Source organism: Amycolatopsis sp. NPDC004368, assembly GCF_053602515.1.
In genome coordinates this window covers 310,444-334,890 of record NZ_JBSGDT010000004.1, presented here as the reverse complement: position 1 = coordinate 334,890, position 24,447 = coordinate 310,444, and the positions used below count along the sequence as shown (strand labels likewise).

The 24,447-nt window shown below is 70.1% G+C and carries 14 protein-coding genes; 2 read left to right on the top strand and 12 right to left on the bottom strand.

What is annotated here, in order from left to right; genetic code table 11:
* Positions 1-24 precede the first annotated feature (24 nt).
* On the top strand, positions 25-4,722 hold the full coding sequence (locus ACWEOE_RS09905; RefSeq protein WP_452006470.1) for an RHS repeat-associated core domain-containing protein: 4,698 nt from the start codon (positions 25-27) through the stop codon (positions 4,720-4,722).
* A gap of 142 nt (positions 4,723-4,864) precedes the next feature.
* Positions 4,865-6,322, top strand: a complete 1,458-nt coding sequence (locus ACWEOE_RS09900) for a right-handed parallel beta-helix repeat-containing protein (protein WP_452006467.1) — start codon at positions 4,865-4,867, stop codon at positions 6,320-6,322.
* 328 nt (positions 6,323-6,650) lie between these two features.
* Here ACWEOE_RS09900 and ACWEOE_RS09895 read toward each other — a convergent pair whose 3' ends face one another.
* From ACWEOE_RS09895 to ACWEOE_RS09840, 12 genes are all read right to left on the bottom strand, one after another.
* On the bottom strand, positions 6,651-7,235 hold the full coding sequence (locus ACWEOE_RS09895) for a phosphatase PAP2 family protein (RefSeq protein WP_452006464.1): 585 nt from the start codon (positions 7,233-7,235) through the stop codon (positions 6,651-6,653).
* Positions 7,236-7,402: 167 nt separating this feature from the next.
* On the bottom strand, positions 7,403-8,578 hold the full coding sequence (locus ACWEOE_RS09890) for a glycosyltransferase (protein ID WP_452006461.1): 1,176 nt from the start codon (positions 8,576-8,578) through the stop codon (positions 7,403-7,405).
* Entirely contained in the window at positions 8,575-9,816 is a 1,242-nt protein-coding gene (locus ACWEOE_RS09885; RefSeq protein ID WP_452006458.1) for an O-antigen ligase family protein, read from the bottom strand. The genes ACWEOE_RS09890 and ACWEOE_RS09885 overlap by 4 nt, the downstream gene beginning before the upstream one ends.
* A 2-nt stretch (positions 9,817-9,818) precedes the next feature.
* The gene (locus ACWEOE_RS09880) at positions 9,819-11,342 is read right to left on the bottom strand and encodes a right-handed parallel beta-helix repeat-containing protein (protein ID WP_452006455.1); all 1,524 of its coding nucleotides are present in this window, start codon (positions 11,340-11,342) and stop codon (positions 9,819-9,821) included.
* Positions 11,343-11,361: 19 nt separating this feature from the next.
* Positions 11,362-13,260: an alginate lyase family protein gene (locus ACWEOE_RS09875; RefSeq protein WP_452006453.1), complete on the bottom strand. Its 1,899-nt coding sequence runs from the start codon at positions 13,258-13,260 to the stop codon at positions 11,362-11,364.
* Positions 13,260-15,440 carry a bi-domain-containing oxidoreductase gene (locus ACWEOE_RS09870; RefSeq protein WP_452006450.1) on the bottom strand — a complete coding sequence of 727 codons (2,181 nt, stop codon included), beginning with the start codon at positions 15,438-15,440 and terminating at the stop codon, positions 13,260-13,262. Before ACWEOE_RS09870 ends, ACWEOE_RS09875 begins: the two co-directional genes overlap by 1 nt.
* Positions 15,441-15,461: 21 nt before the next feature.
* A complete protein-coding gene (asnB, locus tag ACWEOE_RS09865) occupies positions 15,462-17,375 on the bottom strand; it encodes an asparagine synthase (glutamine-hydrolyzing) (protein WP_452006447.1) in 1,914 nt (637 codons plus the stop codon).
* Between the two features lie 14 nt (positions 17,376-17,389).
* Positions 17,390-19,147 (bottom strand): Wzz/FepE/Etk N-terminal domain-containing protein, encoded by a 1,758-nt coding sequence (locus ACWEOE_RS09860; protein WP_452006444.1) that lies wholly within the window; start codon positions 19,145-19,147, stop codon positions 17,390-17,392.
* Complete coding sequence (locus ACWEOE_RS09855) at positions 19,144-20,493, bottom strand: exopolysaccharide biosynthesis protein (RefSeq protein ID WP_452006441.1); 1,350 nt, start codon at positions 20,491-20,493, stop codon at positions 19,144-19,146. The genes ACWEOE_RS09860 and ACWEOE_RS09855 overlap by 4 nt, the downstream gene beginning before the upstream one ends.
* 143 nt (positions 20,494-20,636) lie before the next feature.
* Positions 20,637-21,824, bottom strand: a complete 1,188-nt coding sequence (locus ACWEOE_RS09850) for a glycosyltransferase family 4 protein (RefSeq protein ID WP_452006438.1) — start codon at positions 21,822-21,824, stop codon at positions 20,637-20,639.
* Positions 21,814-23,130 carry a nucleotide sugar dehydrogenase gene (locus ACWEOE_RS09845; protein ID WP_452006436.1) on the bottom strand — a complete coding sequence of 439 codons (1,317 nt, stop codon included), beginning with the start codon at positions 23,128-23,130 and terminating at the stop codon, positions 21,814-21,816. The genes ACWEOE_RS09850 and ACWEOE_RS09845 overlap by 11 nt, the downstream gene beginning before the upstream one ends.
* 249 nt (positions 23,131-23,379) lie before the next feature.
* A complete protein-coding gene (locus ACWEOE_RS09840; RefSeq protein WP_452006434.1) occupies positions 23,380-24,087 on the bottom strand; it encodes a glycoside hydrolase family 75 protein in 708 nt (235 codons plus the stop codon).
* Positions 24,088-24,447: the final 360 nt, after the last annotated feature.

The window sequence follows — 24,447 nt, the reverse complement described above, 5'->3', positions numbered from 1 at the left end:
CCGTTGTTGAAGAAGGCCGGGACGTTGTTCGAGGACGCCGGGAAGGCGTTCAAGGGTCTCAAAGGCGGCAAGGTCGCCCCGCCGCCGAAGACCAAAGACCTCTCCGGCACCCCGAAAGCACCGCCGGTCAAAACCGCGGGCGGCGACGGAGGCGGCACGCCCAAGGGCGGCGGTTACGAAGGCACCCCGAAGGACTACACGCCCCCGCCCGCCTCGAAGGGCGCCGACGACGGGACGCACGCGTCCAGTTACGAGGGTTCGCCGAAGGACTACACCCCGCCGCCGGGCTCGAAGGGCGCCGACGAGGGCGGCTCAGGAGGGTCGGGCTACTCCGGCGGCTCCACGGACTACACGCCACCGGCAGGCAAGGCGGGCAAATCGGGCGACGATGCGACCCACGCGTCCAGCGCCGGGGCCACCCCGCCGCCGGCCAAGAGCAGCCCGCCGCCCAAGGACCCGGCGAAGAGCGACCCGCCGCCGTTCGACCCGCCGCCGGCCGACCGCGGCGTTTCGGCCGGCGGCGGCGCGGGCAAGGGCGGCGGCGGCGCGGGCAAGGGCGGCGGCGCCAAGGACACCACCACGAAGCAGAGCTCCGTCAAGGACGCCAACACCACGCCGCGCTCGAACGACACCCCGACGGCCGACCGGCTCGCCTGCGGTGACCCGATCGACGTGTCGACGGGCCGGGTCATGCTCACGCAGGAGGACGTACGGCTCGACGCGGCGCTGCCGCTGGTGCTCACGCGCACGCACCTGTCGTCGTACCGGATCGGCCGGGGCTTCGGCTCGTCGTGGGCCTCGACGCTCGACCAGCGGCTGGAGGCCGACGCCGACGGCGTGCACTTCGCCGCCGAAGACGGCACCTTCCTCGAGTACCCGAAGCCGGTGGTCGGCGGCGACGTGCTGCCGGTGACCGGACCGGCGTGGCCGCTGAGCCGCGCCATCGACGGTTCGTACGTGCTCAACCAGCCCGACCACGGCCGCGCGCTGCTGTTCTCCGGCGCCACCGGCCGCCTGGTCACGGTGACCACGCCGACCGGCGACCAGTACTTCCGCCTGTCCTACGACGACGCGGGCGCGCTCACGGACATCACGCACTCGGCGGGCCACCACGTCGGCGTGACCACCGACGCCGGCCGCGTCACGGAGCTGACGCTGCTCAGCGGCGGCGCGCCCGTGGTGCTCGCGCGGTTCGCCTACGACGACCGCGCGAACCTGGCCGAGATCCGCAACTCCTCGGGTCTGCCACTGCGCTTCGAGTACGACGCCGAGGGCCGGCTCGCGAGCTGGGAAGACCGCAACGGCATGTGGTACCGCTACGCCTACGACGTGCAGGGCCGCTGCGTCCGCGCCGAAGGCCGCGACGGCGACCTGCGCTACAGCCTGGCCTACGAGCCGCGCCGCACCACGGCCGTCGACTCGCTCGGCAACACCAGCGTGTTCGACCTCAACGAGGCGTTCCAGGTCGTGGCGGTGACCGACCCACTGGGCTTCACCACGCGGATGGAGTGGGACGACCGCGACCGGCTGCTCTCGAGCACCGACGCGCTGGGCGCCACCACCCACAACCACTACGACGAGGCCGGCGACCTCGTCGAGATCGTGGCCGCCGACGGAACCCGCACCACGGCCGAGTACGACGAAGCGCACCGTCCGGTGAAGGTCGTCGAGGCCGACGGCTCGGTGTGGCTACGCGAGTACACAGAGGACGGTGACGTCGCGGCGGCCGTCGACCCGCTGGGCGCCCGCACTCGCTTCACCTACGCCCGGCCCGGGCTGCCCGCCACCGTGACCGGCCCGCTCGGCGAAGTGACGCGCTACGAGTACGACACCGCCGGCCTCCCGGTCGCCGTGACCGACGCGGTCGGTGCGACGCGGCGGACGGTGTTCGACCGCTTCGGCCGCCCCGCCGCCGAAACCGGCGCGCTGGGCGCCCTCACGCGCACCGCGTGGACCGTCGAGGGCGAACGGCTGAGCGTGACCCGGCCCGACGGCACGAGCGTCTCGTTCAGCCACGACGGCGAAGGCAACCTCCGCGAAACCCGCGCCGGCACCGCCGTTTCGCGCACGGACTACGCCGGGTTCGACCGGCCCGTCGCCCTGACCGCGGTCGACGGCTCCCGCGTGGAGCTGAGCTACGACACCGAGACCCGCGTGACGGCGGTGCGCAACGAGCTGGGTGCCCAGTGGCGCTACGAGTACGACGCCGCCGGCCGGCTCGCGGCCGACACCGACTTCGACGGCCGCCGCCGCGCGTTCCGCTACGACGCCGCGGGCCGGCTGGTCGAGCAGACCTCGGCGAGCGGGCGCGTGCTGCGCTTCGGCTACGACGCCGCGGGCCGCATCGTGCGGCTGGACGCCGACGGGGCTGTGGCGACGTACGAGTACGACCGCGCCGGACGGCTCGTGCGGGCCGTCAACGACGACGCCGACGTGCGGCGGACCTACGACGCCGCCGGCCGGCTCGTCGAGGAGTCGGTGAACGGCCGCGTGCTCACGTCCGGCTTCGACGCTTCGGGCCGGCGCACCACACGCACGACCCCGACCGGCGCCCGCGCCGAGTGGCGCCACGACGCCGCGGGCCGGCCGATCGCACTGCACACCGGGGGCCACGAGCTCACCTTCGTGCGTGACCTCGAAGGCCGCGAGGTCGAACGGCGGCTGGGCAGCACGCAGCTGCGCCAGGCGTGGGACGCGCGCGATCGGCTCGTCAGCCAGACCCTGGCCACCGGGCCCGGCCGGCCGCCGCGGCAACGCACCCTGCGCTACCGCGACGACAACACCGTGACCGCGGTGGAAGACACCTTGACCGGGCCGCGGCAGCTGCGGCTCGACCCGATCGGCCGGCCGCTGGCCGTCGACGGGCCCGCGGGGCACGAGGCCTACGGCTACGACGCCGCGGGCAACCTGGTGCAGCCCGGCAACCGCGTCTACGCCGGCAGTCTGCTCGAACGTGACGACGCCACGCGGTACGAGTACGACGCCGACGGCAAGCTCGTGCTGCGCCGGACCGCCGACGGCGAAACCCGCTACGAGTGGGACGGGCACGAGCGGCTCGTCGCCGTGCACACGCCGGCCGGGCAGCACTGGCGTTACCGCTACGACGCACTCGGGCGCCGGGTCGCCAAAGAGCTCGTGAACGCCGCGGCCACCCTGCGCACGCGCACCGAGTTCACGTGGGACGGTGACCGGCTCGCCGAGCAGGTCACCGACGGCGTGCGCGCGATGGTCTGGCACACCGAGCCCGGCAGCGGCCGCGTGCTGACCCAGACCGAGCGCGTGCTGCACCAAGCGAGCGGTGCATGGCGGGACCACAACTTCCGCGGTGTCGTCACCGACCTCGCCGGCGCGCCGACCGAGCTTGTCGACCCCGAGCTGGGCCCGGTCTGGCACGGCACACTCACCGCGTGGGGCGCCGCGACCGGGCCGATGCCCACGCCGCTGCGCTTCGCCGGGCAGTACCACGACGACGAAACCGGGCTGCACTACAACTTCCACCGCTACTACGACCCGAGCGCGGCGCGCTACCTCAGCCCCGACCCGTCGGGCTTGAGCCCGGCGACGAACCCGTACGCCTACGTTGCGGACCCCGTCGGCTGGACCGACCCGCTCGGGCTGGCGCCGTGCAAGCTGTCGTTCGACCAGGCTCACAGCACGCCGGCCGGACCGTCGCTGGAGCTGCGGGGGCCGCGCAAGTCGGGCAAGGACGGCCGCACTCCGAACAAGGTCCGCGACGAGCAGCAGTTCAACAGGATCGCGGAGACGGCCGGCGTGCCGAACCCGCACAAGCAGCGCCTGTCGTTCAACGACGACGCCCAGACGCTGCTGGAGAAGAACCGAGGACTCGGCGGCCAGCTGCGTGATCAGGCCCTGGACAAGAACCTGGTCGATCCGCTGGCCAAGGACCGCCAGTCGGTCGAGGCGCTGGGCCGCAACGACCCCAACACCAAGGACTTCTGGGACCAGCAGGACCGGCGTGACCGCCACACGGCGAGCGAGGCGGTCGAGAACAACAAGACCGACCCGCGCGACGCCGACCGCGACCAGGACGTGGACGACCGGCTGCGCCCCGTGATGGACAAGACGGAGGGCACCGGCTCACTGCTGAAGGAGCACGACGGTGTGGTCGTGGGCGGCAAGCACGACGGCAAGCACCCGGGCCTGGAGATGATGCGCGACAACATGGGCGAGCTGAAGCAGAACGGCGTCAACAAGGTCTACCTGGAAAGCCTGCGCGACGACGCGCACAACGGGATGGTGAAGGACTTCCTCAACTCCCCGCCCGGCACGCCGATGCACCCGGACCTGGAGAAGTACCTCAAGGCCAACGGCGCGAACGGGAAGCTGGTGGGCGAGGTGCTCGAGTCCGCGAAGAAGGAGGGCGTGGACGTGATCGGCATCGGCGGCAACCCCGCGCGGCGCGACCTCGACGGCAACGCGGGCCTGTTCCAGCGCCACGCGATGTTCAACTCCTACGGCGCGGAATCCGTGCGGTACCACCAGGCGGAGAACCCCGGCAAGTACGTGATGGAGATCGGCGAGGCGCACGCCCAGCCGCACACGTGGGGCGGCAAGGACCCGGTGCACATCGGCGGGGACAACGGAGTCGACCTGCCGCGCACCTCCGCCGGGATCGGTGACATCCTCGGCGTGCCGCAGGTGAACGGAAGCGGGGTGGGCGGCTCGTTGCAGCGGATCGGCGGCTCGAAGGACCTGAGGTGATCAGTCCACTTCGGAAATGATCCACCAACTGCACAACTTCGCCGAAATGTGTTGTCCGCCAAGGAGAATTCACCCGTCAGGGCGCTTGGCGGACCCCATCAGGGAAGTTACGCGGGCGGGAAACGCTCGTAGCGTTTGAGCCATGGGTAGATCCGTGGCCGTGGTGGCCGGTCTGGTGTTGGTGACGAGCGCGCTCTCCGGAGCCGCCGCGGGAGCCACCGCCGGGGCCGGGCCCGCGGCCGTGTGCGGCAAGGTGGTCACGGAGTACAGCTCGGCGCCGTCGGAGTCGGTGGTGGTGGAGCCGGGGCAGGACCTGGGCGCGCTGACGCGGTCGAACCCGGCCGGCACCACGTTCTGGCTCAGGCCGGGCACCCACACCCTCGGCTCCGACGCCTTCGGGCAGATCCAGCCGAAGGACGGCGACACCTACCTCGGCGCGCCGGGCGCGGTCCTCGATGGGCAGAAGGTGAACCAGGCCGCCTTCACCGGACAGGCCAAGGACGTCACGATCCGCGGCCTCACCGTGCAGAACTTCGCCGCGCCGCAGGACCAGGGTGTGGTGAACCACGACTCGGGCACGCACTGGGTGATCGAGGACAGCACCATCGCGGACAACCGCGGGGCCGCGTTGATGGCCGGCGACCGCCAGGAAATGCGCCGCAACTGCCTGGAGGACAACGGCCAGTACGGCGTGAACGCCTACCGCGCCGGCGACGGCATCACCGGGCTCGTGCTGGAGGGCAACGAGATCACCGGCAACAACACCGACGACTGGGAGACCAAGTCACCCGGCTGCGGCTGCAGCGGCGGCGTGAAGTTCTGGGCCGTGAACGGCGCCGACGTGACCGGCAACTGGGTCCACGGCAACAACGGCCCCGGGTTGTGGGCCGACACGAACAACAACGACTTCCTCGTGCAGGACAACGTGATCGAGGACAACGACGCCGAGGGCCTGTTCTACGAGATCAGCCACAACCTCACCGTCCGCGACAACGTGTTCCGCCGCAACGCCATCGTCGCCGGCCGCGCGAAAGCCGACAAGGGCGACAACTTCCCCGTCGCCACGATCTACGTCTCGGAATCCGGCGGCGACTCCCGCCTGGCCGCCCGCACCCACCAGATCGACATCGGCGGCAACACCTTCGAGGACAACTGGGGCGGCGTCGCCCTGTGGGAGAACGCCGACCGCTTCTGCAACAGCCCAGCCAACACGTCGACGGGCTACTGCACCCCGTTCGCCACGAAGGCGCAGTGCAGCGCACCCGCCATCACCCAGACGCCGCTCTACGACGACTGCCGTTGGAAGACCCAGCACGTCACCGTGCACGACAACACCTTCACGTTCGACCCGGCCCACCTCGGCTGCACACAGTTCTGCGGCCGCATGGCGGTGCTCTCGAACTACGGCAGCTACCCCGACTGGTCCCCCTACAAGGGCGATGTGGTGCAACAGGCCATCACTTTCGGCCAGGACAACCACTTCACGAACAACACGTACTCGGGCCCGTGGACCTTCATCGCCCACGACACGAGCCGGCTGCTGACGCCCGAGCAGTGGCAGGCCGGGCCGTACGGTCAGGACGCGGGCAGCAAGTTCTGACGCGCCGGCTCCAACGCAGGACACCGACACCCGACAACCCAACTCACCAACGCAACGTGAACCGGCAACGCACCCCAGCACCCCACTCACCGCAGCAGACAGCCCACGAACCAACGCAACGGCCACTGCCAACTCAGGGCCGCATACACCCAGGCCCCTCCCCGCACCCCGATCCGAAGCCTCCCTGCGGCCGCCGAGCCGTTGTCAAGGCATCTTTCCCGCCTTGACAACGACTAAGCGGCCGTCAGCACAATCCAGCTTCGGGGTGCACGACCCACCGCAACCCGCCCCGCGAGGACCGCATCATCACACCGGCCAGACAGCCCGCCTACAACCGCACAGCAACCCGATCAATCACGACCGCCGTCACCGGAATCACCACCAACGCCGCAGCAAACCCACCGACAGTGTCCGTCGGATAGTGCGCCCCAAGCCCCACCTCAGCCCACGCCATCAGCACACCGCACAGGAGCATGAGCACGGCGGTGACCACGATGGCGGCGGCGCGGCCCAGACGATCGGCCAGCACGAACGCGGCGATCAGGGCCAGAGCGGTCGCGAACGCAGTATGCCCACTCGGGTACGACAAAAAATGCCCATGAATCGTACGCCCGGTAACAGGCTTCAGCAGCGACGTCACCGCGACCGTGAGCCCACACCCGACCAGAACCAGCACAGCCGTCCGAACCCGACGAGCCAGCAAAACCCCACCGGTGAACAGCACGATCACGATCGCCGACCCCACCGGCTCACCGAGGAAATCGACCCCGGTGGCGATATACCACCACGGGTCAGGCAGCAGATCAGGCCCAGGCAGCAGCGGCACGTCGAACGGCGTCGGCTGCGAGGCACCCGCGAACACCACGGCCAGTACCACCAGCACCACGAGCCCCAGCCCGGCCGCGACCAGCACCGGTGTCCGCACGGAAAGCGGCAACGCGCGTGGTGCCGTGCGCACCGCGGATCTCAGCGAGGGTGAACCCATCATCGAGCCAAGCGCCCCTTCACCCTCAGAACCCCTGACCAGCGACCTGAAGAAACCCTACGACCGAGCAAGTCACCTCGGCGTCAAGCCGGGCATCAAGAGCCGATGGCCGCTTCGTACCCCGCCACCAGCCGGCGCAAGCCGACCTCTGGGGTGAAGTCCTTGTCGTAACGCTGGCGGGCGGCCTCGCCCATCTTGCGGTTGCGCTCGGGGTCCGCGACCACGTCGCGCAACGCGTCGGCCAAGCCGGTGACGGACCCCGGCTCGTGCAGCAGCCCCGTGACGCCGTCCGAGATCAGCTCTTCGAACGCGCCGTGCGCGGGCACGACCGTGGGCACGCCCGCGGCCATGGCCTCCACCACCACCAGCCCGAACGCCTCCAGCCACGCCGAAGGAGCCACCACGGCGGCCGCGGCCGCCGTCAGCGCCTGGCAGGACGCCTTGTCCTGCAGTCCGACGTACGAAACGTCCGCACGCGAAGCCGCCCACTCGGAAACAGACTCCGACAACGGCCCGGTTCCCGCGATCACCAGCGGCAACCCCAGCGCACCGTCGAGCCGATCCCACGCCGCCATGAGCAGCGGCACGCCCTTCTCCTCCGTCAGCCGGCCGAGGAACAGCACGTGCGAACCCTCAGAAGTCCGCCGCACGCCCGGGTCGGTCACGAAGTTGTGCTTCACCGTCATGCGCGAAGCCGGCATGCCCGCGTCGACCAGCAGGCGCCGTTGCGCGTCGGAGATGCAGAAGAAGCGCGCGACCCCGGAGTGCCAGCGCGAGCGGTTCAGCACCAGGTTCGCCGCCATCGGCAGCGTCGCGACGGGCGACGAGCGGTAGCACCCGTGCCGGACCGCGGGCACGGGCGCGCCGCCCACGCAGTCGGTGCAGATGCGGCCGTCGCGGTAGAGCGTGCCGGGTGGGCAGACCAAACCGTAGTTGTGCAGGGTCGCGACCACCGGCACGCGCGCGTCGGCGCACGCCGCCAGGATTGAGGGCGACAGCAGCGGGAACGTGTTGTGCACGTGGACCACGTCCGGCCGCTCGACCTGCAGCCGCGCCGTCAGCTCAGCGCGCGCCGAGCGGTTCCACGGCACCTGCAGCGGCACCAAAGCCTTGCGCGGCAACGGCATGGAAGCGATGTCGTCACTGCGCCGCTCGAACAACGACACCTGAACGCCGCCGGAAGCGAGCAACGCCACCTCGGCGTCGACGACGTTGTTCTCCCCGCTCGGCTGCTCCGAGCGGTAACGGTTGTGGACCACGAGCACCTTCATGCGGGCTGCCCTTTCGGGATGAAGTCATCTTCGGAAGAGCGCACCGTGCCCTGCGCGAGCAGCGACGCGGCCAGCGCCAGGTGCAGCAGGTACGGCGACGCATCACCAAGCCCGGCCTCGGTGTAGGACGCGGAAACGCAGTACGTGATCAGGAAGATCGCGCACGCGCGCGCCAGCGACGGCGGCCGCAGCACCGCCACGGCCACCAGCACCAGCAGGAACGCCGCGACGATCGCGATGCCCGTGTACCCCTGCTCGTGGTAAACGGCGAGCCAGCTGTTGTCGATCGGCAGCCCGTCGTAGGACTTGTCGGTGAGCCCCACGCCGAAGATGTACTCGTTGACCGTGCGCGGGGCCGCCAGCAGCGCGTCCCACACCTTCGCGCGGCCGGTGAGGCTGGAGAAGTTCTCCTCGCTCTGCCCGCGCAGGAACCACGCCTGCAGCAACCCACCGAGCGCCACCCCGGCGAAGCCCGCCACCAGCACCAACGTGGTGAACACCTTGCGCGCCCGGGCGTTGGTCATGGCCAGCGACAGCAGCGCGACCACGAGCCCGGCCACCAAACCCAGCGTCGCCGTGCGGGTGTGCGAGAGCAGCAGCAGCCCCAGCGAAGGCACGATCACGATCAACGCGCTGGTCATCGTGGTGCGCTTGCCCAGCCACAGCAGTGCCGCCAGCCCCGCGATCACGGCCGCGTACTGCCCAACCTGCGGCGGCGTGAGCGGCCAGATCGCCCCCGCGAGCCGGCCGCCGTAGCTCTCCGGCATGGCCTTGCCCGGCGCGATCACGAGCCCGACCGCCACCGACACCAGCACCGCGCTGAACATCTTGATGTGGTGGCGCACGAAGGTGAACCCGCCGTTCCACCAGCGTGTGAGCAACCACAGCGTCGCCAGGAACACCGAAAAGCGGAAGCAGCGGAACAACGACCCGAAGCCGGCTTCCAGGTGCAGGCTCGCCACGGTGCTCGTGACCAGCAGCAACGTGAGCAGCAGGAGGTAGGCGCTCGGGCGGATCTTCAGCCGCGGGTTGAGCGCCAGCGCGATCACGAACGCGGTCATCAGCGCGCCCATGGTCACCAGCTGGCTCACCGCGCGCGGCAGCGGCACCACGGTCTCGGCGCCGGTCGAGCCGAGCGTGTTGAGGATCAGCAGCGCCCACGCGGCGCCCACGAGCTTCGGGGTGTGCTCGCCGGTCTCCGCCGGAGTCGGTTGCCGGATGTCGGCCAGGATCGCCATGGTCACCCTCCCCCGCCGCGCTCATAGGTCGTGCGCGCGTCCTGGTTGTAGGGCGCGCCCTCCCACTCGCCGATGCCGAGGATGTGGCTCATGTCGGTGGCGATGAAGGTCCACGGGCCCACGTACGCGTTGTCGTGCCAGGTGTTGCCCTGCTTGAAGGTGATCGCCTGCTGCACCACGTCACCCTTGTACGGCGACCAGTCCGGGTAGGTCCCGAAGTTCGACAGCAGTCCCATGCGCCCGCACGTCGACTCGCAGCCGATCGCCGAGGGCTGCAGCGAGAAGCGGTTGTTGTGGATGTCCACGCGCTGGGTCTTCCAGCGGCAGTCGTCGTACAGCGGCTTCTTCGCGATCGCCGGCGCGGCGCACTTGGCGGTGTCGGGCTGGAGCCTCGTGCAGACGCCGCTGGAGGTGTTCGCCGGGCTGTTGCAGAAGCGGTCGGCGTTCTCCCACAGGGTGATGCCGTTCCAGTTGTCCTCGAACACGTTGCCGTAGATCTCGAGCTTCGACGTGCGGGCCTTCACGCGTGGTTCGCCGCCGGACTCGGAGACGTAGATCGTCGCGGTGGGGAACGAGTCGCCGCGGTCGGCGTAGTCGCGGCCGTCGACGAGGTTGTTGCGCCGGATCGTGTTGTTCTTGATCACGGCGTTGTAGCTGGTCTCGTAGATGATCGCCGCGCTGTCGTTGTTCTCGATGAGGTTGCCCTCGATCAGGAAGTCGTTGTCGTTCGTGTCGGCCCACAGGCCGGTGCCGCGGTTGTCGTGCACCCAGTTGCCGGTCACGTCGGCGCCGTTGACGGACCAGAACTTGATGCCGCCGGTGCAGCCGCAACCGTCGATCTTCTTCTCCCAGTCACCGGTGTTGTTGCCGGTGATCTCGTTGCCGCGCACCACCAGCCCGGTGATGTCGTCGTCGGCGGAGAACGCGTTCATGCCGTACTGGCCGTTGCGGCGCAGGCAGTTGTCGAGCACCTGCTGCTTGTCGCCCGCCATCAGGGCCGCGCCGCCGTTGTCCTGCAGAGTGGTGTGCTGGATGACCCAGCCGTCGCCGGAGTCGTGGTTCACCACGCCTTCGTCACGCGGGGCGACGAAGTTCTGCACGGTGAGGTTGGTGATCTTCACGTTCTTCGCGTGGCCGGTGAAGCCGTACTGGTTGATCTTGCGCCCGTCGAGCACCGCGCCCGGGCCGCCCACGAACACGTCACCGTCCTTGGGCTGGACCTGGTCGAACCGGTCGTCGCCGAGGTGGTGGCTGCCCGGCGCGAGCCAGAACGTGGTGCCGGCCGCGGCGTCGCGGACCTTCGCCGCGAAGTCGTCGGTCACCGCCACCGTCACCGCACCCGCGGGCGCGGTGGCCGGTCCGGGCGGCATCTTGTCGCACACCGCCGCGACCGGCCCGGACGGAGCCGCCGACGTCGCCGCGACCTGGCTCGACGGGTCGTCGTTGTCGGACGACCCGGTGCAGCCCGTGAGCACGAGCGGGCACAGCAAGCCCAGGAACAGCACCAGCCTGCTGGTCGAACGCACCGGGTCGGTCCTTTCGGGATCAGGGAAAACGCAGGGTCGTCGTCAGCGGCGTCGTGGCGAAGCCGGTGCCGACGAGGGTCGTGGCCGGTTCCCGGCGGCCGAAGCCGGCGGAGTACCAGCCGAGCGGTGGATTCTCCTCGCCGCGGTGCGCGGTCCACGTGAGCTCGGACGGCAGCTCGACGGTCGCCGAGTGGCCGGGCCAGCTCAGCTGCGCACTGGTGCCGGTCAGGGTCACCTCGACGAGCGGGCCCAGGTGGAACGCGAGCTTCGCGGGCAGCGTGGTGTCGCCGTCGACCTCGTCGACGACCGTCAGCGTGCGGTCGGCCAGCTCGACGCAGCGGCGGTGCACCGTCGGGCCGTAGCCGTCGTGCTCGGCGCGCCAGCGCACCGGGCCCACCGCGAGCGTGCGGGTCTGCGCGTGGCGTGTCCACAGGAACGGCCCGCCCGACGCCGACTGGTCGGTGCCGCCGAGCTGCAACGTGTTGTGGCCGAGCGTCGAGCGGAAGTAGGCGCGCCACTCGGGTTCGCCGTGGTAGCAGTAGGTGCCCGGGTCGGCGAGGATGTCGACGCCGTCGTGGCGGACCTCCAGCGAGAGCGCGTCGGCGTGCGCGTGGGCTGCGATGGCGAGGAACCCGTGGGGCCCTCCGTCGCAGCGCACCCAGATCTCCTCGGGCTCTTCGGCCGGCGTGCGCAGGATCGTCACGCCGGCGTCGAAGAGGTCGTCGATCCGCCGAGGGGGTCGCGGATCGGTGAGCTCTCGGGCAGCCCCGAGCGAGGCGAACAAGGTGGTCCGCACGTCGCCACCCGGCACCTTCGGCCACCACTCCTGGCGACCGAACAACGCCTCGCCGGTGGCCAGCAGCGAGGCCCAGCGGCTGGTGCCGGTGCCGTCGACGATCAAGCCGTAGCCGTCGTCGGCGTCGCCCTGGCGCGGCGGCCGCAGCTTCACGTCCACAATGGACGCCAGGGCATCGCACATGCGCCGCAGCACGAGCCAGGTCGACTCGGGCACGAGCGTCCCGGCTTCGAGCGCGGCCGCGAGACCCAGCTCCAGCACCAGGCCGTGGTACTCGGTGGCGAGCTCGCGGTTGAGGCCCGAGGCGAACGTGTTGGCCTGCAGCTGCGTGTCCAGCGACTTCAAGGCCGCGTCGCGCCAGGCCGGCGACTCGGGGAACCAGCCGAACGCGCACGCGGCCGCCAGCTGCCCGGCGTCCTCCGCGATCACGTGGTTGTTGGCCGACGAACCCCGGCTCGGGAAGGCGGCCAGCCAGCGCTGGTGGTGCCAGATCTGGTGCAGCGCCTCGGGATTGTCCTCGAACAGACCGGACGCGCCGGACCAGCCGTCGAGCAGCCGGCGCACCCACACCCACGACAGCAGGCGGATGCCGAGCTCGATGCCGCTCACCCAGTGCACGCCGCGCATCGGCGGGTTGGCCGCCCACCAGGACTTGAGGTGGTCGGCCACGCGGTTGGCGTAGCGGTCTTCACCCGTCACCGCGTAGGCGGCGGCCAGCACGGTGAGGTGCTGGTGGCGCGAGGGCTCCCAGATCTGCTTGATGTCGCCGACCGTGTCCTCACTGCGGTAGGCGATGTCGAACGAGTACGCGTCGGCCGGCGCGTGCCGCCCGGTCTTCGGGTCGAACGCCCAGTCGGGCGCCACGAGGTCCGCGCGCTCCACGCCGAAGTACTCGGCGTGGCCGTCCATCAGCCGCTCGGCCGTGGCCAGCAGCTCGGCGCGGGCCTCGGCCGACACACCCTCGACGCCGGCCGGCCGCTCGAACACGCGGTGCGGCAACCAGGTCGCCTTCTGCTTCGCGACCCCGCGCCACTGCTGCTTGCGCAGCACGTCCGTGGCGCGCCCGGCGACCTCGGCCGGGCTCATCGCCGAAAGTCTTCGCAGGTACCAGGCGGGATCCATCAGCCGAGCACCTCCTTCGGCTCCAGCCGCACCGGCGCGCCGGTCTCGAGGCTGCGGTTCACGGCGAGCGTGGCCAGCGTGGTGTTCACCAGCGACTCGACGCCGATCGGCATCGCGACGCCGGTGGTCAGGGCCGTCACGAACGCCTCGATCTCGGCCTTCTGGCCCTTGTCGCGGCCCTTCGGGATGCGGGAGCTGGCCCAGCGCTTCTTGCCGTACACCGAAGCGCGGGCGAAGTCGTCGAACTTCAGCACCTTGCCGTCGGCCAGCACTTCCAGCGTCTCCTTCTGGAAGGACGTGGAGCCGCTGGTCACGTAGCTGATGGCGGCGGTCGAGCCGTCGGCGTAGCGCAGCAGCACCTGCAGGTCGTCGTTGCCCGGGGTCGCGGTGGCGTAGACGGAGATCGGGTCGCTGCCGAGGAACCAGCTCACGGTGTCGATGAAGTGCCCGCCCTCGCCGACGAACCGGGAACCCTCGGAGTCGGCCTGGTTGTACCAGCTGTTGGACTCCAGGCGACCCGCGTTCACGAGGTAGCGCACCGAAGCCGGGCCCAGGCGTGGCCCGAACTGCACCTTGGCTTCGTTGAGCAGCGGCGCGAAGCGGCGGTTGAAGCCCACCTGAAGCCGGTTGTTGCCCGACTCCTCGATGGCCTCGACGATCCCGCGCAGCTCCTTCTCCGACAGCGCCAGCGGCTTCTCCACGAACACAGCCTTGCCGGCGAGCAGCGCGCGGCGCGTGAGCTCGGCGTGGCTGCTGTGGCGGGTGACGACGAACAGCGTGTCCACGGACTCGTCGGCGAGCAGCGCGTCGAGGTCGGTCGTCGCGCGAGCGAAGCCGAACTTGCGCTTCGCGTTGGCGCCCGAGAGCGCCGACGTGGTGACCACTTCGGACAGTGCCACGCGGTCCTGTTCGACCAGGTGCGGCAGCAGCATCGACGACGCGTAGTTGCCGGCGCCGACGAACCCGACGCGAAGGCGCCCGCGCGGGGTCGCCCGGGCGGTGAGCGCGGCGGGCGGCGCGACCGACGAGACCACCGGCTCGGCCTGGCCCTCGGGGCCGTCCGGGTACTGGAAGAGCACCGCGACGGCCTTGAGCTCACCGTCCTGCAGCGACTTGTAGGTCTCCACGGCCGTCGAGAAGTCGGCGGTGTGGGTGATCAGCGGCTCGACGTCGAGCTTGTCGCGCGCGGCCAGGTCGAGGAAACACTCGATGTTGCGGCGCTCGGTCCAGCGCACGTAGCCGATCGGGTAGTCGCGGCCTTCGAGCTCGTACTCGGCGTCGTAGCGGCCCGGCCCGTAGGAGCGCGAGAAGCGGACGTCGAGTTCCTTCTCGTAGTACGCGTTCCACGGCAGGTTGAGCGAGATCTTGCCGATGTCGACCACGCGGCCGCGGTCGCGCGCGAGCCGCGCGGCGAGCTCCACCGGGTCGTTCGAGGCGCCACCCGCGGCCAGGTAGACCTGGTCCACGCCGTGGCCGCCGGAAAGTTCCACGACGGCGCTCTCGATCGTGTCCGACCCCGGGTGCGCGCAGGCCAGCGCGCCCAGCTGCTCGGCCAGCTCACACCGTGACGGGTCCGGGTCCACGCCGACGACCCGCACCCCCGAGGCGACCAGAAGCTGCACCACGAGCTGCCCGATCAGGCCGAGCCCGATCACCAGCGCGAGGTCACCGAGCTGCGGCTCACCACGGCGCACACCCTGCATCGCGATCGACCCGACCGTGCCGAACGCCGCGTGGCGCGGTTCGAGGCCGGCGGGCACGCGGGCGTAGAGGTTCTTGGGCACCCAGTTGAGCTCGGAGTGCAGCGCGTGCTCGTTGCCGGCGCACGCCACGACGTCGCCCACCGCCACGTCGTCGATCCCGGCGCCGACCTCCACGACCACACCGGACAGCGAGTAGCCCAGCGGCGTGTAGGAGTCGAGCTTGCTCGTGACCTTGCGGTAGGTGGCGGCGAGCCCGTTGGTCGCGACGCTCTGCATGACCTTGGCGACCTGGTCCGGCCGCGAGCGCGCCTTGCCGATCATCGACATGCTGGCCTCGGAGACCTTCATCATCTCGGTGCCGGTCGAGATCAACGAGTACACCGTGCGCACGAGCACGCCACCCGGTTTGCACGCCGGGACCGGGACGTCGAGGAGGGCCAGCTCCCCGCTCTTGTAGTTCTGCACTACCTGCTTCACAGCGCTCCTAGCTTTGAAAACTCAGCTGCTTGAGATCTCGGTGGACGATGCGGCGCGGTACCAGTACTCGAGGGTCAGCACGTGCCAGAGGTGCTTCGCGCGGTCCTGCTGCCCGGCGGCGTCCTCGGCCACGAGCTTCTGCAGCGCATCGCGGCGCAGGAACCCGGATTCGACGAGCACACCCTCGTTCACGACCTCCCGCACCAGCGGCGCGAGGTCACGGCTCATCCACGCCCGCAGCGGAGCGCTGAAGAGGCCCTTCGGGCGGTAGACGATCTCCTTCGGCAGGATCGCCAGCGCGGCTTCCTTGAGCGCCGCCTTGCCCTGGCGGCCGACGATCTTGCGGTTGCCGGGCACGCGAAATGCGGCCTTGACCACCTCGACGTCGACGAACGGCGTGCGCACCTCGGTGCTCACGGCCATCGTCGACCGGTCGGTGTAGGTGAGGTTCAAGCCCGGCAGGAACATCCGCGTGTCGGCCAGGCACATGCGGTTCACGTAGTCACGCAGGTGCTGGTCGTGGTACGTGTCGGCGTGCTCGGTCAGCACGTCGTCGACGTCGGGGGCGAGGTCCGGGTTCACGAGGTTCAGCAGCTCGCCGCGGTCGTACATCGTGTAGCTGCGCCGGAACGCCGTCTCCTCCGGCAGCTCCGCGAACGACAGGAACCGCTTCGCGAACCGCACCGTGCGGTAGCCGCGGCTGGCGGAGGCGACCGGCAGCCGGTCCACGACCGTCTCGATCGGCTTGCGCACCAGCCCCGGCACGCGTTGGTAGCGCAGGGCCAGCTGGTTCGCGTAGTGCTTGCGGTAGCCGGCGAACATCTCGTCGGCGCCCATGCCCGACAACATCACCTTCACGCCGGCCTCGCGTGCGGCCGTGCAGATGAGGAACGAGTTGATGGCCGCGGGGTCGCCGATGGGCTCGTCGAGGTGGTACGTCATGCGCGGCAGCAGGTCGAGCACCTGCGGCGCGATCTCGATCTCGTGCAGGTCGACGCCGAACTTCCCGGCCACGATCCGGGCGTACTTCAGGTCGTCCGGCATCGCCTCGAACTTGGCGTCCTCGGCGCGGAAACCGATGGTGTAGGCCGAGATCCCGGGCTGCTGGCGCGCGGCGAGCGCGGTCAGGTAACTGGAGTCGAGGCCGCCGGAGAGGAACGTGGCGACCGGGACGTCGGAGAGCAGGTGCTTGCTCGTGGAGTCGGCGATGACCTGGTGCAGGTCGACGTCCCCGCGGTACGCCTCGCCCTCTTCCGCGACCTGACGCAGCGACCAGTACGCACCGCGCTCGCTCGTGCCGTCGGTCCGGAACCGCACCCACGTGCCGGGCTGCAGCTTCTCGACCTCGCGGTACGCGCAGCGGCTGTCGGGCACCCAGTAGTAGAGCAGCGACGCGATGAGTGCCGCTTTGTCGACTTCCAGCGTGCCGCCGAGCTCGGTGGCCAGCGCCTTGAGCTCCGAGGAGAACGCGACACCACCGTTTCGCCGCACGAAGAACAGCGGCTTGATGCCCAGCTGGTCGCGCACCAGCGTCAGCTCGCCGGTGCGTTCGTCGAACACGCCGAACGCGAACATCCCGCGCAGCCGCGGCAGGCACTCGAGGCCCCACTCGCGCCACGCGCGCAGCAGCACCTCGGTGTCGGACGTGCCGCGGAACCGCACGCCCTTGCCTTCGAGCTCGGCCCGCAGCTCGGGAGCGTTGTAGAGCTCGCCGTTGTACGTGAGCGCGAGCCCCTCGGCGACCATCGGCTGCGCGCCGGTCCCGGACAGGTCGACGATCGACAACCGGCGGTGTCCGAAGTGGACTTCCCCGGCACCGGCACGGTGGTCGTAGCGGCCCGAGCCGTCGGGCCCGCGGTGCGCGAGGCACTTCGTGAGCCGATCGACCAGCGGGCCGCCGTCCGGCCAGTGGTAGGCACCTGCGATGCCGCACATGGGCGTTTGCCTCTCTAGCTTTCCGGACCGGACTGGACGGGCGCGAACTTCTTGGTCGGCATCTCGGAGTTGCCGGGTTCGGACTTGCGTTGCTCGGGCGCGCGCTCTTCGGGCTTGCGCGGCACCGGGCTCAGGCGCCGGGTCGGCGCTTCGAGGTGGTCCTGTGACTCGGCGGGCTTGGCGGGCTTGGCGGGCTTGTTCGGCTTGGCGGGCTTGATCACCGACGACTCGACCGTCTTCTCGCTGTCGTGCTCCACCGGCCAGTCGATCGGCTTCTCCGGCTCCTGCTCCACGAACTTCCGCGGCGGCTCCACCGGTTTCTCGGCCGGCTTCTCCAGCTGCTTGGCCGCGACCACGGACGCGCGTCCGCGCAACGCGGTGTGCAGGCCGTCCCACAGCGTGCCGTCCGTCTTGTCCTTCGGGTCGGGGTCGACGAGGACCACGCCGAGGATCGGGATCCCGCAGTCGGCGAGCTGGCGGGCCACGGTGTGCAGCCACAGCGTGTTCGCGTGGCCCGAGCGCACCACCAGCACGGTCTCCGTGCCGAGGTACTCGAGGTCCGTCCACGCCGTGCCGGGTGCGACCGTGCCGACGCCCAGGCGGTACACGGCCCGCTTGATCGACGGGTCACCGACGGCGACCACCTTCACGTCGCCGGCCGTGCTCAGCTTGGTGGCGTCGCGGCCCGGCAGGTCGTCGACCACCACCACCGGCCCGTCGTCGGCCAGCTCCGCGGCCATGTCCACCGCCAGCGCCGCGGCCACATCGGGCGCGCCGAGTTCCAGCAGCGACAGCGGGCCGCGTTCGGCGCGGGCCGCGCGCACCAGCGTCACCGCGATGCGCTTGCGTTCCACCACCGGCTTCGACTTCGCCCACAGCCGCTTCGGGCCCCGCAGCTTCGACGGCACCTGCGCGATCACCGAGGCACCGAGGTTCTCGGAGATCTCGCGCCGCAGTACGGGCCGGTCGCGCACGAGCGCGGTGACCACGGCCAGGCCGAGCCCGAGGGCGAGCCCCAGCGCGAAACCGATCGCGCCGTTGGTGGCGACGGTCTTCGGCAGCGACACCTTCAGAATCGCCGGCGCGTCCACGATCTGCGTGCCCGCGGCGACCTGCGGCGAGCCGATGCCCGCCTGCTGCGCCTGGTTCTGCAGGTCGGCGACTTTCGACACGAGGTCCGCGCGCTGGGTGTAGAGCTGCTCCAGCGTGCCCGCGTTGGCGCGGCTGCCCTTGTCCGCCTCGGCGGCGGCCTGCGCGTCGATCTGCGCGAGCTGCTGCTGGGCCTGCGTGCGCTGGTCGAGCAGGGCCTTGGCCTGGGCGTTCGCGGCGGCCTGGTTGCGCTTCACGTGGTCGGCGATGAACACCTCCGCCAGCGCCTGCGCCTTGGCCAGCGCGTCTTCCTTGGTCTTGGCCGTGACCGTCACTTGCATGACGTTGTTGGTCAGGCCCAGGCCGGTGTAGTCCTTCAGGAAGTCTTCGGTCGCCTCGGTGCTGTGCACCTTCTTCAGGGCGTCCGACGCGATCTTCGCGGTCTCCAGCACGGCGACGTCGGTGCGCATCAGCGTGCCGCTGTCGGTCGGCGAGTCGTCGGGGTGGATCACGATGATCTTGGTGACCGCGGTCGGCGGAGCCGGGAGCAGCACGGCCACCGCGCCGCCGATCACCAGGCCCAGCAGGGCGAAGGTGACCCACAGCCGGCGGTGCCGGCGGACGGCGACGATCAGGCGCTGGAAGTCGATCAGTGGCGGCGAGAAGCTCTGCGAACTGGTCATGCCGAACCTGCCATCACGTCACGGTCCACCGGGACCTGGGGTGGGCCGGCCGACGCCGGTTCTCTGCGTGGTTTCCCGGTGACGCGGACCTGGCGCGTGAGCACGGCGCCGAGCACCTCGTGGCCGGCGTCGGCGCACGCCTCGGCGATCGTCACCAGCTCCCACGCGCTGCGGCTGCCGACCGAGAGCACCACGAGCACGCCGGCGGTGCCGTCGGGCACTGTCGGCTGCACACCGGAGCCCACGGTGACCTCGGCGACCGACAGCTCCACCCGCACGCGCTCGGTCTCGGCGACCTTCGCGAACTGCGCCACCGCGCGCCGCGCCGCGCTGTCGCCGGCGGCGACAAGCACGAGCAGCCGCAGCACGCCGTCGCGGTCGGTGCCCAGCCGGGCGAACACCCGGCGGTAGCGCACTTCGCGGCTGGCCGCGTCGGCCGAAGCCGGCACCTCCGGCAGGTTCCACGGCTTGTCGCTGCCCATCACCCGGCGCAGCGCGCCCCGGAAACCACCGGTGCGTTCGGCTTCGCCGGTCTCCGGCACGTCGACGCTCGCCAGCACCGGCGCGCCCAGCGCCGAGCCGATCTCCGTCTCGCTGCGCGGCCGGCGGTCGCTGCGCGCGCCGAAGAGGTAACTGAGGAGACCGATGAGGAAGAACAGGATGGCGCCGCCACCGGCGAGCTGCGGCAGCGTGGGCGGTGCGGGCGCGGTCGGCTTCTCCGACGGCCCCATCACGACCATGTTCCCGGCGCCCGTGGCCGCGTCGGCCGCGTCGAGGTTGTTCATCGCCTGCTCCAGCGACGTGCGCAGGCCCTGCAGCTCCGTGCGGACCTGCACGCCCTCCACCGTCTGGCCGTCCGTGACCGATCGCGAGAGGTCGAGGATGCGCTGGTTGGTCTGCGCCACCTGCTGGCGCAGTGCCTCGCGCTGCTCCTGCGCGAGCTGCGCCGACGAGCCGGCCGCGTTCGACAGCAGCTGCGTGGAGTACTTCACGAACTCCTTGGCCACCTGATCGGCCAGCTGCTGCGCGTGCTCCGGGCTGTCGCTGGAAGCACTGATCGCCACGACGTTGCCCTGCGCCACCGAGGCGGTGACCTTCTTCTGCAGGTCCGGACCGGCGTCCCGCATCCCGAGCGCGGCGGCCGCGCGGTCCAGGACCACCGAGCTGGTGGCGACCTGAGCCTGCGTGAGCAGCTCGTCGGCCTGGCGCGGTCCTTGCAGCAGCACACTCGCCGTGGTCTCGTACCCGGGCGAGAGCACGACCGAAGCCCCGGCACCGACGCCCGCCCCCACGACCGCCAGGATCAGCAGCGCCCGCCAGCGTCTGCGCAGAACCTGTCCCACCATCGAAAGCCGTACCGTGTCGTCACTCAAAACCGGGGTCTCCCCTCCGAAAGTGGCGTACCGGTCACTGACCCCGTCGTCGTGCTGGAGGCGTTGGTTACACCGAACGCACGAACCTTGTTCAAACCGCGATCAACCACACGGACTCAGCGCACGGCCCGCTCATACGCCGCGAGCAGCGCTTTCTGCGAGTTCTCCCAGGCCAGCGGCCCGCTGACCCGTGCCTTGCCGAGTTCGCCCATCCGGACGCGCATCTGCGGGTCGTCGAGCAGCACGGCGACGCGCTTCGCGAACTCGGTCTCGTCGTTGGCCGGCGCGTAGAGCGCGGCCTCGCCCGCTGAAACCCGGGCTTCCCGCAGCTCGAACGAGACGATGGGCTTGCTCATCGCCATGTACTCCATGATCTTGTTCATGGTCGACACGTCGTTGAGCGGGTTGAGCGGGTCGGGTGAGAGGCAGACGTCGGCCGCCGACAGGTAGCGCAGCAGGTCGGCATCGGACACGCGACCGGTGAACTCGACCTGGTTCTCCAGTCCCAGCTGCTTCGACAGCGCCACCACGTCGTCGAACGCGTCGCCCGCGCCCACGAACACGGCGTGCCAGTCGTCGCGGCCGATCTCGTCGCGCAGGGAAGCCAGCGCGCGCAACGCGTAGTCCACGCCGTCCTGCGGCCCCATCACGCCGAGGTAGCAGAGCAGGTGCGGTTTGCCGCGCTTGAGCTCTTGCTCCACCGGAACCTCGTGGAAGCGCTCGACCACGGGTGCACTGCGGACCACGAACACGTCCTCGGGTCGCTTGCCGCCGCGGATGAGGGCGACCTGGCGGTAGCTCTCGTTGGTGGCGATCACGACGTCGGCCGCGCGGTAGGTGGAGCGTTCCAGCGCGCAGACGCCGCGGTAGAGCAGGTCCTGGCCGCGGTCGAAGCGCGAGAGGTACAGCTCCGGCACGAGGTCGTGCTGGTCGAAGATGAACTTCGCGCCCTGGCGCTTGAGCATGCGCGCCACGAGGAACAGCAGGTCGGGCGGGTTGCAGGCGTGCACCACGTCGACCGGACCGACCTTGCGGGCCAGCCGGAAGGTGTGCCAGAGCGCGGAGCCGTACTCCTGCGCGTAGCCGGCGGGGCCACCGGTCGCCGCCTTGAGCGGGTAGCGGTGGATGTGCACCTCGTCGATCACGGCTTCGGGTTCGGTGTCGCGTTTCGTGCCCTGCGGGCAGATCACGTGCACCTCCCAGCCGGCGTCACGCAGCGTCTGGCACTCCTGCCACACGCGGCGGTCGAACGGCACCGAGAGGTTCTCGACCAGGATCAGGGCTTTTTTCTTGTCACCAGGCAAGGCCGACGTATCCCTCTTCGGCCCGGCGCACCTCGGCGTCGGGGATGCGGACGAGGTCGACGAGCGTCTGCTCGCCGCCGTGGGGAAGCGCGGCCAGCACGGCCGGGTCGGCGGTGCCGACGAGGCACACCTCGGCGTGCTCCAGCACCTCCTCGACCGAACCCGCGAGCAGCTGCCCGAGGTGCGGCAACCGGCTCTCGATGTACTCGCGGTTGGCGCCCATGAGCCGCGAGAGGCTCACGTTGGCGTCGTAGATCTTGAGGTCGAACCCCTTGCCCAGCAGCCGCTCGGCGAGCTCGACGAGCGGGCTCTCGCGCAGGTCGTCGGTGCCTGGCTTGAACGACAGGCCGAACAGGCCGACCTTGCGCTTGCCGGTGCGCGCGACCAGGTCGAACGCCCGCTGCAGGTGATCTTCGTTCGAGGGCAGCACGTGTTCGAGGATCGGCACCGACACGTCGGCGCGCCGCGCGGCGTAGACCAGTCCGCGCAGGTCCTTCGGCAGGCACGAGCCGCCGAACGCGAAGCCCGGGCGCAGGTACGCGGGGCTCACGTTGAGCTTGCGGTCGGCGAGGAACACGTCCATCACCTTGTGCGAGTCGAGTCCCAGCGCGCGGCACACGGCGCCGAGCTCGTTGGCGAAGCCGATCTTCAAGCCGTGGAAGGCGTTGTCGGCGTACTTGGTCATCTCCGCGACCGGGATGGGCACGCGGAAGACGTCGCCGGGCAGGCCCGTGTACAGCTGCGCGACGATGTCGCCGCTGGCGCTGTCGAGCTCGCCGATCACGGTCTTGGGCGGGTCGAAGAAGTCGCGCACGCTGGTGCCCTCGCGCAGGAACTCCGGGTTCACCGCGACCCCGAAGTCGACACCCGCGGTGCGGCCGCTGGCCTTCTCCAGGATCGGCACGAGCAGGTCGAGGCAGGTGCCCGGCAGCATGGTGCTGCGGAACACGACAGTGTGCCTGGTTGCTTTGTTCGCCAGCGCTTCGCCGATTTCGTCGGCCACGCGCTCGAGGTACTCGGTGGACAGGCTGCCGTTGGGCGCCGACGGCGTGCCCACGCAGACCAGCGACACGTCGGTCGCCGCCACCGCTTCGGCCACGTCGGTGGTCGCGCGCAGCGCCCCCGACGCCACGACCTCGGCCGTCAGCTCCCCGATGCGCTCCTCGACCACCGGCGCGTTGCCGCGCGTCACGAGGTCCACCTTCACGGGGTTCACGTCGACCCCGACGACCTCGTGGCCGTTGCCCGCCAGACAAGCCGCGGACACACACCCCACGTACCCCAGCCCGAAGACACTGATCCTCACGCTTGAACCTCCGCCCGCATTCGCTGATCCCTTGGTCGGCGCGCGGGGGCGGTTCGTTACCCGTTCAGGCCAGTGGAGAAATGGCAACCGGATTTGGTATCGATTGTGCGCAGATTCGGCACTGATTCGACTGGCGGCCGTGGTCTCGACAACATTTTTTCGTTACAGTGACCCGATTCCGGCCAAGAACCGACGAAACGCCGGGGAAGCTCGACAAAGCTTCCCCGGCGTTTCAGGTTCGCGGTCGAGTCAGTTGTTGTTCACGAACGTGCTCGCGAGACCCTGGCCCGTACTCGTGGCCGCGCCGTGGTTCTCGATGGGCGAGACCTTCGAGTTCTTGAAGCAGATGTAGGTCACGCCGGAGTCGGTGCCACCGTTGGACGGGTCGGGGTTGATGCCCAGATCCTTCGCCGTCGCATAGGAAGCCTCCCCGATGATCGCGGTCGGCCCGGTGTCACCGATCACGGCGTACTCGACTTTACCGTTGTAGATCACCGCGCAGCTGCCGCCGCCCTTGAGGCCGGAGGAGCTGTAGTTCCAGGTGCTGCTCGAACTGGGGACCACGATGTAGGGCAAAGTGGCGGCGTTCAGGGGGCGGCCGTCGCTCTGGTGGAACGCCGTGTCGGCTTGGAAACAGCAGTCGGTGTCTTCGTTGCACTGCGAGGTGCGCTGTCCGTCGCAGTCGATGTCCATGTCGGCTTTCCAGAAGACTGCTCCGTTGGCGTCGCACACGGCTACCGTCTTGGTGCTGGTGTCCTCGTCGGTTTTGTACTTGCCGTTGGAGATCTGGTTGCAGCTGGTGGTCTTGGCGAGTAGCTGCGCCGCCGTTGGGCCGGCGGCCGGTCGGGCTTGGACTTGAGCTTGTCCAGCGGCGGCCGGCGCTTGTGCCGATGCCGCCGCTGTCGGCATCACTGCGGCAGTGATGGCCATGGCTGCGAACAGGATCAGCTTCCTCATCGAGGCTCCCTGTCGAGGTTAGTTAGGAAAGTTTCCTTACTGGTTGCGGCGTGCGGACAGGATGCGCCTGAGCTGCAGGCTGTGACAAGAGGTTGATGTGGGTGGTTTTCTCACTGGGTGGATGAGATTGACGAAACCGCAGCTACGACAGGGGAATGTTCGTGGACTCGCGACAACTCACGTCCCGAACACCGGCACACAGTTCAGGTGCAGTGGACCCGCCGACTTGCCGCAAGTGCTTGCGGGGTGGCTGGGGTCCCGCGGGGCGGGTTGCGGGTGTTGGGGTGTTGTCCTCGCGGGGCGGCGTGCGGGGTCGGGGGTGTTGGCCCCGCGGGGCGGCGTGCGGGGTCGGGGGTGTTA

Bases quoted from the DNA above. Each gene is read 5' to 3' on its own strand.
- ACWEOE_RS09900 (WP_452006467.1), top strand. From the start codon at position 4,865: ATGGGTAGATCCGTGGCCGTGGTGGCCGGTCTGGTGTTGGTGACGAGC.
- ACWEOE_RS09890 (WP_452006461.1), bottom strand. From the start codon at position 8,578: ATGAAGGTGCTCGTGGTCCACAACCGTTACCGCTCGGAGCAGCCGAGC.
- ACWEOE_RS09885 (WP_452006458.1), bottom strand. From the start codon at position 9,816: ATGGCGATCCTGGCCGACATCCGGCAACCGACTCCGGCGGAGACCGGC.
- ACWEOE_RS09875 (WP_452006453.1), bottom strand. From the start codon at position 13,260: ATGGATCCCGCCTGGTACCTGCGAAGACTTTCGGCGATGAGCCCGGCC.
- asnB (WP_452006447.1), bottom strand. From the start codon at position 17,375: ATGTGCGGCATCGCAGGTGCCTACCACTGGCCGGACGGCGGCCCGCTG.
- ACWEOE_RS09860 (WP_452006444.1), bottom strand. From the start codon at position 19,147: ATGACCAGTTCGCAGAGCTTCTCGCCGCCACTGATCGACTTCCAGCGC.
- ACWEOE_RS09855 (WP_452006441.1), bottom strand. From the start codon at position 20,493: ATGGTGGGACAGGTTCTGCGCAGACGCTGGCGGGCGCTGCTGATCCTG.
- ACWEOE_RS09840 (WP_452006434.1), bottom strand. From the start codon at position 24,087: ATGAGGAAGCTGATCCTGTTCGCAGCCATGGCCATCACTGCCGCAGTG.